At 26.5% G+C, this 16302-nt stretch carries 17 protein-coding genes; all 17 read right to left on the reverse strand.

The window, feature by feature from the left end; all coding sequences use genetic code 11:
* Positions 1-22: 22 nt before the first annotated feature.
* A complete protein-coding gene (locus K0039_RS04670) occupies positions 23-2191 on the reverse strand; it encodes a M56 family metallopeptidase (protein ID WP_228103869.1) in 2169 nt (722 codons plus the stop codon).
* A gap of 14 nt (positions 2192-2205) precedes the next feature.
* On the reverse strand, positions 2206-2571 hold the full coding sequence (locus tag K0039_RS04675) for a BlaI/MecI/CopY family transcriptional regulator (protein ID WP_228103870.1): 366 nt from the start codon (positions 2569-2571) through the stop codon (positions 2206-2208).
* Positions 2572-2651: 80 nt separating this feature from the next.
* Positions 2652-3443 (reverse strand): DUF3298 and DUF4163 domain-containing protein, encoded by a 792-nt coding sequence (locus K0039_RS04680; protein WP_228103871.1) that lies wholly within the window; start codon positions 3441-3443, stop codon positions 2652-2654.
* A 124-nt stretch (positions 3444-3567) separates the two neighbouring features.
* Entirely contained in the window at positions 3568-3840 is a 273-nt protein-coding gene (locus K0039_RS04685; protein WP_228103872.1) for a hypothetical protein, read from the reverse strand.
* Positions 3841-4174: 334 nt separating this feature from the next.
* Positions 4175-5017: a DegV family protein gene (locus K0039_RS04690; RefSeq protein WP_228103873.1), complete on the reverse strand. Its 843-nt coding sequence runs from the start codon at positions 5015-5017 to the stop codon at positions 4175-4177.
* Positions 5018-5036: 19 nt separating this feature from the next.
* The gene (locus K0039_RS04695; RefSeq protein WP_228103874.1) at positions 5037-5465 is read right to left on the reverse strand and encodes a MarR family winged helix-turn-helix transcriptional regulator; all 429 of its coding nucleotides are present in this window, start codon (positions 5463-5465) and stop codon (positions 5037-5039) included.
* A gap of 24 nt (positions 5466-5489) precedes the next feature.
* Complete coding sequence (locus K0039_RS04700) at positions 5490-6239, reverse strand: acyl-[acyl-carrier-protein] thioesterase (protein WP_228103875.1); 750 nt, start codon at positions 6237-6239, stop codon at positions 5490-5492.
* A gap of 177 nt (positions 6240-6416) precedes the next feature.
* Positions 6417-6668, reverse strand: a complete 252-nt coding sequence (locus K0039_RS04705; protein ID WP_228103876.1) for a hypothetical protein — start codon at positions 6666-6668, stop codon at positions 6417-6419.
* 405 nt (positions 6669-7073) lie between these two features.
* On the reverse strand, positions 7074-7949 hold the full coding sequence (locus K0039_RS04710) for a DegV family protein (RefSeq protein WP_228103877.1): 876 nt from the start codon (positions 7947-7949) through the stop codon (positions 7074-7076).
* A gap of 146 nt (positions 7950-8095) precedes the next feature.
* Complete coding sequence (locus tag K0039_RS04715; RefSeq protein WP_228103878.1) at positions 8096-8710, reverse strand: DUF4397 domain-containing protein; 615 nt, start codon at positions 8708-8710, stop codon at positions 8096-8098.
* 320 nt (positions 8711-9030) lie between these two features.
* On the reverse strand, positions 9031-11127 hold the full coding sequence (locus K0039_RS04720) for a DEAD/DEAH box helicase (protein WP_228103879.1): 2097 nt from the start codon (positions 11125-11127) through the stop codon (positions 9031-9033).
* A gap of 249 nt (positions 11128-11376) precedes the next feature.
* Complete coding sequence (locus K0039_RS21935; protein WP_265589406.1) at positions 11377-11508, reverse strand: hypothetical protein; 132 nt, start codon at positions 11506-11508, stop codon at positions 11377-11379.
* A gap of 123 nt (positions 11509-11631) precedes the next feature.
* Positions 11632-12624: a catalase family protein gene (locus K0039_RS04725; RefSeq protein ID WP_228103880.1), complete on the reverse strand. Its 993-nt coding sequence runs from the start codon at positions 12622-12624 to the stop codon at positions 11632-11634.
* Positions 12625-12719: 95 nt separating this feature from the next.
* Positions 12720-14084 (reverse strand): MATE family efflux transporter, encoded by a 1365-nt coding sequence (locus tag K0039_RS04730; RefSeq protein WP_228103881.1) that lies wholly within the window; start codon positions 14082-14084, stop codon positions 12720-12722.
* A 299-nt stretch (positions 14085-14383) separates the two neighbouring features.
* Positions 14384-14851, reverse strand: coding sequence for a DUF1648 domain-containing protein (locus tag K0039_RS04735; RefSeq protein WP_228103882.1), 468 nt, complete (start codon positions 14849-14851; stop codon positions 14384-14386).
* Positions 14852-15039: 188 nt separating this feature from the next.
* Positions 15040-16017 (reverse strand): SPFH domain-containing protein, encoded by a 978-nt coding sequence (locus K0039_RS04740; RefSeq protein WP_228103883.1) that lies wholly within the window; start codon positions 16015-16017, stop codon positions 15040-15042.
* A gap of 53 nt (positions 16018-16070) precedes the next feature.
* Positions 16071-16259 (reverse strand): hypothetical protein, encoded by a 189-nt coding sequence (locus K0039_RS04745; RefSeq protein WP_228103884.1) that lies wholly within the window; start codon positions 16257-16259, stop codon positions 16071-16073.
* Between the last annotated feature and the right edge of the window lie 43 nt (positions 16260-16302).

The raw sequence follows: 16302 nt of genomic DNA on the forward strand, positions 1-16302 counted from the left end.
CCACTTTTTTATTGTAATTAATCTATTTAAATATAAAATAATATTTTTTAGAATTACCTAAAAATTCTCCATATATTTTATCGTTCAAATTTTCTAATTTAGATATATTATCTATTTTTAAATTAGCATATTTACTTTCTTTAGCTTTTAATTTAGTTTTAAATTCAACTGCATTCACTGAATTTCCTATATGTACTTCATCTAGACTTATTTCCATTGTCTCATTACTCTTGTTCTCTATATATAATCCATACTCCGCATTATTATTAATTATAGATATATTTTTTACTGTAATCTTAAAATCTTCATTATCTATAAATACTGGCATCATATCACTAGAATATAGTTGGAAATTTTCGCTGTCTATTTTTTCAAGTCTCTTTCCATTAATTTTATATTGCATATGCTCTAACTCTTCTTTGTCTTCATTGTATTTAATGAAGGTTAGAATTTTTGAAGATTTATCATACTGAGTTTCATAAATATATCTTTTTTTATCTACCAACTCTTCTCTAGTACCTATCCAGTCTGGATAATTCCATAATCCTTCCATATCTGCTCTGTCTGCCATGGCTAGTTCATCTATGTATTCTTTTTCAACATATTCAGTTGTTACTTCACATTCTCTTCCTATACTTTTTACATAAGATTGTGCTTGCTTGTTAATATCCTTTAATAATCTATCTGTGTAATCACCATTCAAAGCTTCATTCGCTTCCTTCTTAGGAAACATTTTAAGTACAGAATCTTTGTAATCTGATCCATCTTTTGCTTCTTCACTTTCTAGATAATAATATCCAGCTTTTGTTGTTAAAAATTCTCCTTCTTTTACCTTAGAAAATTTTATTCTTATTGGTATATTATAACTTGCACTTGTCATACTAAATATGCCATTTTCAAATTGATAATGACCATAAGTTGCCATAACATAAGCTTCAACTGAATCATCATCTTCCTTCTTTCCTAATATTACATGATTTTCAACATTTAATTCCCCACTGAAATCTACACCATTCCAATTTTTTATGTAATTATCTACTATTGCTTTTGATATAGCTTGATCTAAATCCTGTAAATCATTTTTTTCTGTGGCTAACAATTCATTCCTATCTTCTTTATTTATAACCTTGCCATTAGTAAGAAGAACGCCACATAAAACAAATAAGCAAGTTATCCCTGTTAAGGCAAATATTCTTTTTTTCTTTGTAAAATATTTTGAGTTTTTAATTAACTCAACTCTCTTTTTTATAGTTTTTTTATCATCTGTCATATTCAAACCTACAGGTAATCTTCTATTCTGATTAACTTTTTCTAATACAGTAAGCATAGTAAGACCATACTTATTATGCTCTTTTTCATTTAAAACTGATAAAACTCTTTCGTCACAAGCCATCTCCATATCATTTCTCACATGTTTAAATAAATACCAAACTAAAGGATTAAACCAGTGAATACATTGTAAAACAACTAATATATTGTCAACATAAGTATCTTTACTTTTGAAATGACATAATTCATGTAAAAATATATGCTGTAATTCTTCTCTACTCAAATCAACCAAACTACTTGGTATAATAATTCTAGTCTTAAATAATCCAACTAAAGATGGTGAATTTATCATATCATCAACTACAAGGTTAATTTTTCTTTTTATATGTAATTTTTCTTTACATTCCTTTAAAGTATTTTCCAAATAATAACATTTGTAATCTTCTTTTTTTCTAATATTTTTTATAAAATGTAAATAAATTATCATGTAAGTAGTTAAAGTTAAAATTAAGCCACTTAGCCAAACAATTGGTATTATACTTTTAAAAATACTTTTTTCACTTCCAGTATTAATAGCAGAAGAACTTGAACTATTAATAATATTTTCTTGCACCGAGCTTTCACTTGAGCTACTTTCATAATCCTTATCAATAGCATAATTTATATCTTCACTGATATTCGGCATATTAACAGTATTTACATCAACTTGATTATTTATTTTAACAGGTATTTTATTAAATAAACTTAAACTACTTTCTGGCCCAAATGGAAATGCTAGCTTAATAATTAGTATCATCCATAATAAATAAGCATACTTTTTATTAATTCTATTTTTCAATAAGCTTTTTATAAGTAATATTACAACTCCCGTTATGCTACCATAAATAGTAGCATTTAATATATACCCCCATATATTGCCCATACTCCACCTCTTTTCTATTCATCCCTTAATATATCTTTTAACTCTTCAATTTCTGCTTTAGATAATTTTTTGTCCTTTACAAAACTAAGAACCATTTTATTTATTGACCCATTATAAAGTTTCTCTAAAAAAGACTTGCTTGCATAATTTTTATACTCTTCCTCGCTTATACTAGCACTGTAGATATAGGACTTTTTATTGCTTTTATCTACATTTACAAAATCCTTTGATACAAGTCTTGTTATAAGAGTTTGTATAGTTTTTGGTTTCCACTCACTTTTACCTTTTAAATTTTCTATAATTTCAGCACTTGTTGCCTCTTTAGATTTCCATAAAACTTTCATTACTTCTAATTCAGATTCAGAAATATTTTGTTTCATTGATTAACCTCCTTTTAAAACTTACATTTGTAATCTTTAATTAAATCTTACAAGTGTAATCCAAAAATGTCAACCTTTTTTTAAAAATAGGAAGTGTTAAGCTTACCTTCTATTTCATCAAGTGGAATTTCAAATTTTGGGATACCTACGTAGTAAGGTGCTATTTCATATAATTGAAAATAAATTATTAATTTGTCATTTTTTAGATAAAACCCCTGATTATCATCTATACCTTTAAAACCTTCTTTTCCTGTAAAATATAAATCCTTATTTTTTTTAATTTCTTTTTTTATATAAGTATTTATAATATTTTTATAATCTACATTATCCTTGAAAATATTGCTTAACTTTAACTCTTCCCCACTTTTTAAATTATAATTAAAAGACTTTAATACAGACATTCCATGAGCCCCACCTGTAAATTCATAAGTTAAAATTGGTATGCTTACCAAATTATTCTCATTGTAAGTTACATTATATTGGCTATAAGCTTCATATACAAACTTAGGTAAAGATGAGTGTTTATTACTAATTTCATAATCTTTTTTATATTCTTCAGATTGTTTTTCTATATTACCCTTAAAATTAGCTATATAGTTATATATCTCGTTGTTAATTTTATTTATTGATTTCATGTTTTCTTTTTCTTTATCTTTATATTTTTCTTTTATTTGAAAATAAGGATAATTGATATGTGCCTCGAAAAATTCGCTTTCTTCTTCAATTTTTTTAAGTTGAATATTATATAGATAGTTTATTTCATCTCTATCTTTTCTAAAAATTAATGGAAAAGACTCCTGTCCTACTGAAACACTTGTACTAAAAAACATAATAATTAAAACTAAAAATGATATTCTTTTTAAATTAGTCATATTAATAAATCTCCTCATATTTTTATATAAACTTATTGTTTGCAAATAAGCAAAAAAAAAATGTGAATTTAGTAAGATTTGAAATTCACATTTTTCTTATAAATAAACTTATTTTTGATCGCTATTAATCAGACCTTATTTTTGATTCACCAAGTAAAAAACCTATAGAGGTACACATAAAATCCCTAAATTGTGATAGTATAGCAGTATCTGTAGGAATATTATTTTTATATATAACTAGTATTACAACTGCTGATACTAATGTAGTAATAAGCGCTATAAATATTTGAACAGAATTTCCATTTCCATAATCATAATTTCTTATTCTTTCACATACTTCTTTATACTCATACTTATGTTTATTTTCTCCTATTCTTGTTAAAAGCTTCTTATTCATATTTTTTTTATTATTATTTTTTGTATTAGAGCTTAATATAAACCCCAAAATAGATGCTAATGAAGATCTAAATATCACTTCAATATTTTTTGATATTTGTAATGAAACTACATCTACTACTGAAAAATAAATAATTATTCCAAGTTATATAGCTCCAATAATAACTAATGATTTAGCAGCTAAATTAAGTTCATCCCAATCATGTTTTAATTCAGACTTTAAAGCCTGCACCCTATCACTCAAAATTCTCCCTCCTTTATCACTTCTTCTTAGTGAATATTATTTATATATGCACAAAAATGCACCTAAATCATTAGATTCAGGTGCATTTTAACTATTTCCATATACAAAGTCCTATTGTTCCTGCTCCAGTATGAGAACCTATACTTGGACCTATTTTAGTTTCTGTCATTTTACTAAAATTTAATTCACTATTAATTGCTTCTTTTAGTTTTTCGAATTCAATTTCATTATCCCCATGGGCAATGCCTATTCTCTTATCTTCTATATTATCTTTAACATACTCTTTTGTCATACTTATTAATTTTGATATAACTTTTTTATGACCTCTAGCTTGATCTATGTTAACTATAAATCCATCTTGCATTTGTAATATCGGCTTTATACTTAACATACTTCCTATTGCAGCCTTTGATGCTGATAACCTTCCACCCTTTTTTAGGTAGTCTAAGTTATCAACTGCAAATAAAACCAATATATTATCTCTTATTTCCTCTAATTTTTTTATTATTTCTTCTATTGATTTCCCCTCTTCATTCATTTCGCAAGCTGTAACGACTTGAGCCCCACAACCATAAGATAAATTTAAACTATCAAATATATGAATTTCTCCTTGTAAATCATTTTTTGTAATCATAGCTGATTGATATGTACCAGTAACCTTAGATGAACCACTAATATATAATATCTTTTTTCCTTGTTCCAAATATTTTTTAAATATTTCTTCAAATTGAATATAAGTAGCTTGAGATGTTTTAGGTATTTCGTCACATTCTTTTATAAGCTTATAAAACTCCTCATTTGTAAGATTTTGACCATCTTTATATTCAATATCGTTGATTATTATTGTTAAAGGAATTACTTCTATATCATATCGTTTAACTAAGTTTTCTGGAACATCAGCTAAACTATCGCATATTATTTTTAAATCACTCATTGTGCCTATTCTCCTGTCTTTATTCTATCTTATTTCTCTCTATTGCTTTAATAGACATCTGTTTTATAGTCTTAAATACTATATTTAATGTTTCAGTATCTATATCCTTTGTTATACAACTATTCCACTGTTCAAGCAAATCAGTTAATCTTCCTTGTACTTCTATACCCTTTTTTGTTAATTTTATTCTGTTAGTTCTTTTATCATTTTCATCTTTTATTCTAAAAATATATTCTTTCTCTTCTAAAGATTTAATAGCTCTTGCTGTAGCTGCCTTATCAACTATTAAAGACCTTGAAAGTTCTTCTTGACTCATATTATTCTTTCCATACATTTCCATTAAAAAAATATATTCTGATGCACCTATTCCTAAGTCTTTTGTGTTGTTGTTTATATAAGTCTGAAATTGTCTATATAAAACTGAGATACATTTTCTAATTTCTTTCATATTTAATATCCTTAATCACTTATTTTATATTTTATACCAGTGAGTTTCTAAAAGAGCTACCACTTCTTCACTATCATTTATTATTTCATGATAGGCACTAACTTTATCGTCATTATGTTTTATTTCAGTCTGCACACTTACTTTATCTCCATAAGTTAATTCTTTTTGGTATTTAATTTTAACTGAAAAAATTTTATAATTAGTCATAACATCAAAAGGTATGGTTTCTAATATCCACCCCAAATATGTAACATTTCCTACATGTAAATTCAAATCTATGTCAGAATACCTAACATTAAATTCTTTTTTATAATCAATATTTTGGCATTTTGAAAGCTTCAGTTTATTCCTTCCTATAGTAGGGTTCTTCTCCTTAACACCATATGCCATATAATGTTCATCTGGTATTGACAATGGTCTTCTTTTTTGTGCATCAACTAATATTACTAAGGTCTTCCCCTGAATAATTAAATTATTACTATCATCATATATTTTGAAATGTCTAACTGCATAAAACTTATTCATACCTTCAACGTGAGTTGTTGCCCTAAGCTTTTCCTTATATTTAACATATTTGCAAATTGTGATTTCATAATCTACTAGCATCCAGGTATGATTTTCCTTTACCATATCAGCTATAACAAAGCCATGTCTTTCGTCTTGGCTTAAACCACAATCTGCCATAAAATTCATGTAAGAAGTTAAAAAACATTCTCCTCTTGCATCTGTATCTCTATATGTAACTTCATATTCTTTAGTAAATATTTTTTCCATAGCTTATACCTTCTTCCTGTTACATAAATAATTTTATTTATCTTGTATATAATTAGTTGATATGTCAATTATTTTAATCATATTTAGTTGATATGTCAATTATTTTAAAACTTATTTCAATAAAAAGCCATAGCAAAGAGTTTAAATATTTACTACAGCTTTCATAATTATATATTATTAACTCTTAGATTTTATTTTTGCTTCACCAAGCAAAAAACCTATAGAAGTACACATTAAATCTCTAAATTGTGCTATTATGACTACATCTTTAGCAATATCAAAAACGTAAATACTTAATATTACTAGTGCAGCAATTAACGTAATTAATAAAGCTACAATAATTTGTACAGTATTTCCATCACCATAATAATACTTAATTGTTTCTTTTTTTATCTTACATTCTTCAGTAATAGCCTTTTCTCTATCCATACTAATAGTCATTTTTTCCACATAACTATTTTTATTTTTATCTTATTTCCTTTTCGTATTAGAACTTAGTATAAATCCAAATACTGAAGCAAGAGAAGTCCTAAATATCACTTCAATCCTGTTATATAAATCTATGTCTTTTGCATCACAAATAGCTATAAATATTGTAGATAATACTAAAAAAATCCAAGATAAACTAAGAGTTTGGCTGCTAAATTTAATTTATCCCAATCCATTAATAACTCTTCAATTAAAGCTTCTACCCTACAAAATTTCATAGATATCACCACCTCAAAGGTCTAAATCTACCTTACTCTTCATAATATTACATAAATAGATATTTTGTGATAAAAAAGAAGAATTGTTATAATAATAGCTATTATCTTAACAATTCTCCTAATATAATTATTCTCTTTGTTTTCCATAGAAATTAATCAATAGTGTACCTTTTCCACTATGAGCTCCTATTACAGGGCCTATCTTTGAATATATAATTTCGCCAACTTCACACTCTTTTTTCAGCATTTGCTCTAATAGCATTGCCTCATGCTCACAATCTGCATGTGAAATAATTACAGTATCGTATTTATCCGGCAAATAATTATCTTTTAATTTATTAATCATATGATGCTCACAAGTTTTAGTTCCTCTTATTTTTTCTACCAACTGAAGTTCTCCATCATTATTCATGTTCAGTAATGGTTTTATATTTAAAGCCGTTCCAAATTTAGCAGCCACAGAACTAATCCTTCCACCTCTTTTTAGATGAAATAAATCATCAACTTTATACCAGTGACATATATTTAATCTATTTTCTTCCACCCAATTATATAACTCTTCAATAGATTTGCCCTTTGACTTTTCTTTAGCTGCTAAATAAACTAAAAGCCCTTCTCCCGAAGATGCACATAATGAGTCAACGGACATTATCTTTCTATCAGGATAATCTTCTTTCAAGTTTGATATGGCTATTTGTGATGAACCATAAGTTCCACTTAAGCCTGATGAAAAACAAATGTAAAGAATATCCCTTCTTTTTTTTAATATAGGAGTAAAATATTCTATAAATCTTGCAGGCGTAATTTGAGTTGTTGTTGACATTAATCCTTCTTGTGACATATTGTAAAATAATTTACTATCTAACTCTCTTTCATCAGGATAATGTGAATACACTTTTCCATTCATTTCAAAATCCATAGTAATAACTTTAATTCCAAGTGAATCTATTACTTCTGATGGCAAATCGCTAGTAGCATCTGTAAATATTTCATACTGTGTCATATATTTTTCCCCCTTTTTTATAAATAAAGTATGTATGATTTCTAATTATATTGTAATTATAGTAGTCTTTTATTCAATTTTCAATTGCTATGCATATAAAAAAAATAGAGGTACATACCTCTACTTTTTCATAAATAGTTGATTAGTTATTGAAATCTTACAAATGTACTTCCATCTAAAGACTGTATCGCTAAAAGATTTGGTGGATTTCCAATCATATAAATAGTATATACCTTTTGGCTTTTTAGCTCAGCATTCAAAGTTAACACAGTGTCTTTTGTATCAGCAAGATTTACTGTTAAATTGTATGTCCCTGAAGGTAGTTGAGCATAACCTGTTGCATCCATAAATCCTATATCTTTAAATGCCAAATTTCCATCTACTAATACATCTACATTTGGTGCATCAGGTGACAAGTGTATAATTCTTAATCTGCTTTCATTTTCAGGTAGGTTATCTGCATTGCCTTCTATATATGCTATTAATTGAAGATCTTCAAAATTTCCTGCTACAGCTATGGTTATTACTTCTTTTTCTGGTAGTTTAATATTTTGTATAAGTATAGGAGTTTCTTTTTGCCCAGCTGGAAATACTTCTATTTTATATTCTCCCATTGGTAGTTGAACATACTCAGAAAAATTCTTGAAAGATAGGTTTTTAAAAGCAAGTCCTCCATCAATGTAAATATCTACTGAAGGTCCATTTGGAGAAGCATGAAACATCCTCACATAAGATACATCCATATCATTTCTAATAAACATAAAATTATCATCCCCCTTATATAAAACAATAAGAAATAACCTTTTATTAATAATTCTATGTTAAAGATTTTTTTTTGCTACAAAGCAAAATACATTTGACAAAATATGTAAATTGATATATTATAATATTAACAATAAGATAATTAATAATTATATTTTGAAGATATAAATGAGTCAGAAGGCTTTAACCTTCTGACTTTTTTTGTTTTCAAATATTTTTAACCCTTAGATATAGTAATTAATTAACTTAAATTGTATTCTTACTTTCCCCGAGTATGAATTATAAGTTTAAAGATGGTTTTTACCATCTTTTTTCTTGTTTATATATTTTCAAATAGATCAATAATTTCTTCTCTTGTTAGTTTTTTCAAAGATGAACTATTTTCTAAATTAGAATTTATTATATCTTCAATAAGTTCTTTTTTATAATCTTGCATAGCTATCACTTTTTCTTCTACAGTATTTTTAGAAATTAGTTTAATAACATCTACCACATTTTTTTGTCCAATTCTATGTGCCCTATCGCTAGCTTGATTTTCACTTGCTGGATTGAACCAAGGATCAAAGTGAATTACCATAGACGCACTAGTTAAATTAAGTCCTGTTCCTCCTGCTTTCAATGATATTAAAAATACCCTCTTTGTATTACTATTGTTAAATTCTTCTACTAACTTTATTCGATCCTTCGCATCTGTTTTTCCATCTAAGTAAGAGTATGAAATATTTTCTTCTTCTAATCTTTTTTCTATAATTCGAAGAACTTTTGTAAATTGAGAAAATACCAATATTTTTCTATCGCTTTCTTGTCTTATAAGGTTAATTAATATTTCTAACTTTGAATTTTTACCTTTATAGTTTTTAACAATTATTTCTGGAGCAATACTTAGCTGTCTTAACTTTGTTAAATAAGAAAAAACAGTCATATTATCTTCATTGTTTTCTAAAATTCTTTTTTTTATTAAATTTACAAAACTTCTATATGCTCTTTTATGATCCTTATCCAACTCAACATAAAATTTATGCTCTATTTTATCTGGTAATTCATTAATAACTTCTTTTTTAGTTCTTCTAAGCATAAAAGGTTTTATTAAATTTTTTAGCTGACAGTGATTTTTTTCATTATTAACAAAGATAGTTTCAAATTTCTTCTTATTATATAAATATCCTGGCATGACAAAATCAAAAATTGACCAAAGCTCCATAAGGTTATTTTCTACAGGTGTTCCTGTTAAAGCAAATTTCACATTAGCATTTACTTCTTTAATTAATTTAGTAATTATAGAATCTGGATTTTTAATATTTTGTGCCTCATCTATTATGCAATAATCAAATGTGATGTTTCTATATTTTTCCATGTCATTTTTATAAGTTCCATAACTGGTTAGTATAACATCATACTCCTTGTAGTTTTCTAATATTTTTTCCCTTTGAGTTTTACTTCCATAAGCTATCCCTAATTTAATACCTGGTGTAAATTTTTCAAATTCACTTTCCCAGTTAAATATTAAAGAAGTTGGAGTTATAACTATTGATTTTTTATTTTTTTGTGAGAGTAAAAAAGCTAAAGTTTGTACAGTTTTACCAAGTCCCATTTCATCTGCCAATATTCCACCAAAGTTATAATTTGATAAAGTATTGAAAAATTCAAATCCTTCCACTTGATAATCTCTAAGATTTGCTTTTAAGTTATCTGGTACTTTTATATTTTTATTTAATTTATTATATTTTTTTATTACGTTGTCTACATATTTTCTACCACTTATTAAAGTATCACTTTCACTTTCTAGCAATTTTCCTAAAAATATTGCTTTGTTATCTGGTATTTTTATTTTTAGAAAATCACTATAAATACCCAATACATCTATAATTTGAAATATTTTTTCTAAGTCATTATCCTTTAGGTCAATATAACTGCCATCTGGCATAAGATGATACTTATATTTATCTTTATATGAATTATATATATTGGCATATTCATTTTCATCTATTCCATCAATATGTAAACTTGCACCTAAATTTCCACCTCTAGATTGACTTAATTCAAATATTACAGTAGGGTTTAATATTACATCTCCTTCTTCAAATTCTTCTTTAGTTTTGTCTCTTAGTTTTTTTATTCCTTCAAAAACTGAAGCCACCATGTGGGGACATACTTGAGTCCCCTTATTATTAAATACATTTTGGCAATCACAGCTAAGATTAGAAATTGTCCTATTTTTAATATTTATACTTATCATAGAAGTATAGCTTCGTCTATGATGTTCATCAAATACTGTGGCATAAAACGTTGCTTCATTTCCTCTTGTATTTACATAGTTATTGCTTACATAATTTCTCTTATATGATGCAAATCCACTATTGTATTTCAACTTATCTGTATATAATCTTAATATTTCACTAAGTTTATCTATTTCCATTTTTACACCTTTTCCTTAAATATTTATTGTAATTTGTCATAAGCTAAATAGTTTATAATTTTTTATAAAAACAAAATATCATGAGATATTCCCCATGATATTTCAATTTCTATAAAATTTAAATTTCCCTACTTTAATATTCGTTAATTTAAATTATACTCTTATTATTTTAAATCATTCAAGTAGTTATTATATTCTTTTTTCTTTTGACATCTCTTTAATTCATTGTTCATATGCAAATCAAGTAATTTATTCCTTTGGTTTTTTTATTAATGCTAATACTCCTGCAATAATTAAAACTCCTGTTCCTATCCAGATCAATACTTCACCACAACTAGCAAAAGAAATGTCCCTTATACAAAAATCCAATATATTTTTCATCTTTTGACACCTCCTTTTAGCTTATTGTAAAAAATGTTTTTAATTATTTAATTTAACTCTACTATATACTATGAATTCCATAATAAAAAAATGACACCTGCATATTTTAGGTGTCATCAATTTTCATATATTATCAAAATCTTCATCATTTGCTTCATATAATTCTTCCTTATTTCTATAATGTCTATATTTTGACATTTCCTTATAAATTTTTATTCTTCCTTCATTAATATCTCCTATAGGCTTATGAGGAAGAAGACTATGACCTGGTGAAAAAGACATTCTTTCTGCCAAATCAAATCTTTTCTTAGTCGTAAATCTTTGTTTGGGAATTCTTATTTCTCCCAGCTTAATAAAAGGTGATTTATCTTCTTCCCACTCTATTGAAGCATCATTTATTGGTGTATATATATCATTTTTATAAAATTGTACCATAAAATCAAACACTGCTTCTTCCCTATATAGATGTTTTTGCATATTTTCTGTAAGATAATTTTTTCCAAGTTTTTTAGGAAGCTTACTCTTATACATGGATCTTGGCACTATACTATATTTTACTATTTTATTACCAAACATATATGGGGTAGTACTGTAATATCTAATATCTAAAGGACTTGTATCATGTTTCATATTTTTTATAATATCAGTAATTACTTTGATATTTTTATCTTTTATTAATTTTCCCATAAAGATTATAGGTCTATATTTTGTTGTATAATATATGGCGTCATAAATTAATTTTAGGGTGCCTATGGGCATGGTTTTCATACTAACTAATAGAAAATCTTGAGTAAATTTTTCATCATTTACACATTTATCTCCATAAACATTTAATAATTTTATTGAAAATCCTCTAATATCCCTATATTTATCACTTCTTATTTTAGGACTTGAGTTAGATACTCTTATAAAAGCTTTGTAATAATCTCTGTTAAAGATACCTTCTCTATACTGCAAAGGTAAATTTCTATCCACAATGAAATAGCCTTTTAGAAGCCCTAAGCATTTTGGATGAGCATCTCTTCTTGTTAAACCTTTTGTGTAATCTTTATCTAATTTTTCTTTTAATAAACATATTATTTTTAAACTTAATTCATCGTTACTATATTTTCTCAATTATTTTACTCCTTTACTAAAATTGTAAATAATACTTATTATTCCAATAATAGAAAAGAATAATTACAAAAAAAGAAGGTATTTTACCTTCCTTTCTATTTAGCTATTGCAATACTATTAAATTTAGCTTCATTATTCAAATCACTACTCTTTAGTTTTCTTGTATATATTATTATTCCAAATAAAGTGATTGCTTCTGTAATAGGTACAACAAACCATAAACTAGATCCACCAAATGCCATTGGTAAACTTAATACAAGAATGATGTTTAATAAAAACCCTCTTATAGCTGATATAAAAATGGATGGTTTTTCTTTTCCCACAGATTGAAAATAATTACAAAATAATATATTAATATTCATAATACAGAAAGCACTTAAATAAGCTCTCACTGCTGGTACCCCCATAGAAATAATATCTGCATTAGCTTTTACAAAAGCATATATTACCTCTTCTGTAAACATAAATACTACTACATATAATAAACATCCTATTGAAATAGTAGTAAACATGGCATATTTTAAAACTGTATTTACACGCTTACTTTCATTAGCACCATAGTTAGTTGCTATTATAGGTTGACTAGCCTGACCAACACCATTAAATAATGCCGTTCCAACTATTACGCAATTTGATATAATTCCATAAACTACTATTCCCATATCTCCTATATATTTTAAAATTTGAATATTGAATATAAATATTACAAATCCAGCGGCAACTTCCATTAAGAAACTAGATCCACCACAACCGACTATCCTTTTTATTCTTTTTATTGATGCTTCTTTGAAAGATAGTTTTATTCTATTTTTCTTTGGCATAAAATGAGTCAAAAGAACTGTAACTGTTATTAAACTTCCTATAACTGTTGCTAAAGCTGCACCCATCATGCCCATATTCATAGGGAATACAAAAATGTAATCTAATACTATATTTAATCCTGCTCCTACAAGTACTGATATCATAGCTAATTTCGGAGCTTTTTTATTACGGATTATTGGTGATAAAAAATTAGTTGCTATAAATACTGGCGTAAATATTGTTATACATCTCCCATATTGTAAAACTAAATCAATACTTTTTTCATTTGCTCCAAGGAAGTAAGAGATATTTTCTAAAAATATGTTTGTAAATATTGTAAATATTAGTCCTATTATTACTACTGCCACCAAGCTAGAAATAAAGTATTTATCTGACTCTTCTTTATTTCCCATCCCATCTTCCATGGAGATTAATATTCCCCCTCCAAGCCCAAACATAATACCTATACCGTTGTATACGGCAAAAAAAGGTAGGAAAATATTTAATGCAGAAATACCTTCTGCTCCAACACCTTGGCCTATTATAAGAGTATCTGCCAATATGTAAATTGCTGTTACAAGTGTAGAACATATTGATGGTATTAGATAGTGATAAAAAACTTTTTTTTCATCATCTTTTAATAAATTTAATTTTTCCATTATAACTCCTCCTATTTTATTAACAATAAAAAACCAAATAAGCATGCTAAGTATACTTATTTGGCTTGTTGTTTATATTTTATTTTTTGAACCATTAAATTATCTTGCATTGCGATTATACGTTAAATATAATTCGCCACTTGTAATGGCTCTTTTAACAAAAACTATTCTAATATATTAAATTAATAAAGTCAACCTAAATTTTCCTTGTTAATCGTTAATTTGTTTTTTTCACCTTATTAAGTACAAAAGCTCCAAATTAAAGAAAAGTAATAACTATAATATTAATAATTTAGATTCTAATCTCTTAAAGCTTTTATCTTTGCTGAAGTATTAAATCCTATGGCTAATGGTAAAAATGCTGACATTGGAATAAATACAAAACCTAAATCAACATTATTTATGATACAAAAAATTATATATGCCATTATACTCACAAGAATTAATTTTAAAAATACAAATAAGTCACCTGCTAATAGAAATGCTTGTTGTTGATTCTTTTTATTTTTTATATTCCCTATCCCCCATAAAGATGGATTTAAAAATACCATAGTAAACACTGCATATATTCCATAAGATATAGCCAATTTCCATAAGATACTTGTTTTTGATCCCATACCACCTATTTTTCCAGTAATCCCAAAAGATGTTGCTACCTCTTGTGGTATTCTCCCCCACATGACCGCCACATAAATTGATATTGCTATTAATGTAAATATTGTAAGTCCTTCAATCATTCTTTGCTTTTGTGTGAAAGCCATCTTCATATTTTCATCCCCCTCAATTTTATTTAACATACAAGTATAATTTTACATTATATTATAAGTTTTAAAAAGGTGTTTTATTACAATATTACTTTTTTATATGTTGATTTTTTAAGATTTGACTAAAAATATTTTTATAGTTTGTAAAACATAAAAAGCTAGATAGTATTATTACTACCTAGCTATATATATTAATTAATATTTCCACTATTCACAATAGGTTGAGCATCTTTATTTCCACAAAGTACTACTAATAAATTACTCACCATTGCTGCTTTTTTCTCATCATCCAATTTTACAATTTCATTTTCATTTAAAGAATTAAGAGCCATTTCTACCATACCAACAGCACCTTCTACAATTTTTTTACGTGCTGCAATAATTGCCTCAGCTTGTTGACGTTGAAGCATTGCAGCTGCAATTTCTGGAGCATAAGCTAAATGAGTTATTCTAACTTCGCACACTTCAAGTCCTGCCACATGAACTCTCGATTGTAGCTCTTCTTTTAATTTATCTGCAACTTCTTGAGAAGATCCTCTAAGTGTTTTTTCCTCTGATGCGTCATTAACGTCATAAGGATAAAGTCTTGCCACATTTCTAAGTGCCGTATCACATTGAATTGATAAATATGTTTTGTAGTTATCCACATTAAATACTGCTTTTGTAGGATTTATAACTTTCCAGATTACTACTACTCCTATCATTATAGGGTTTCCCATTTCATCATTTACTTTTTGTATCCCATTATTTAATGTTAATGTTTTAAGAGATACTTTTTTTGTTGTAGATGTTATTGTAGCTTCAGACTTATTTTCATCCTCTTTTCCCTTAGCCATTCTTAATGTTGGTGATTCATATGTTGGATTTATAGCGCTACAAAATGGATTTACAAAGTAAAAACCTTCCTTTGAAATTGTTCCATAGTAATTACCAAACAATACCAATACCATTGATTCATTAGGATTTAATATTTTTAATCCGCAAAGCATAAAAATGCCAGCTATCAAGCATATAATTCCTAGTATTGTTGGAAATACTATATCTTTAATTATAGCAAAGTAAATTGCCACTGGAAAAATCAATATTAAAATTAAGCCAATAAGTAAACCCATCCAACCACTCATAGGTTTAAGTTCTTTTTCATTAAATTTGATTCTTTCTTCTATCATAAATTTCCCCTCCTTAAAATAAAACGATATCCTGCAATCTTTCTTTGTTTTCATTATTCTTTTACAAAAAACAAGTACGCTATTGTAAAAGCAATTTGCCAAAAGGTTAATACTATCCCTGTGGCATAATGTTTTGATATAAATAATTCATATATCCATACAACTATAAATAAAATTGTAAATATAATATATAAGAATAAAATAAAATTATTGCTAGAAGATTTCTTTTTCCTTAAACTCAATCATATTGCCCCCTAAATACAAAGTAACTTAAAAGTTATGTTG

The sequence above is a fragment of the Terrisporobacter mayombei genome (assembly GCF_020748465.1).
In the GTDB taxonomy this organism is placed as follows: Bacteria; Bacillota; Clostridia; order Peptostreptococcales; family Peptostreptococcaceae; genus Terrisporobacter; species Terrisporobacter mayombei.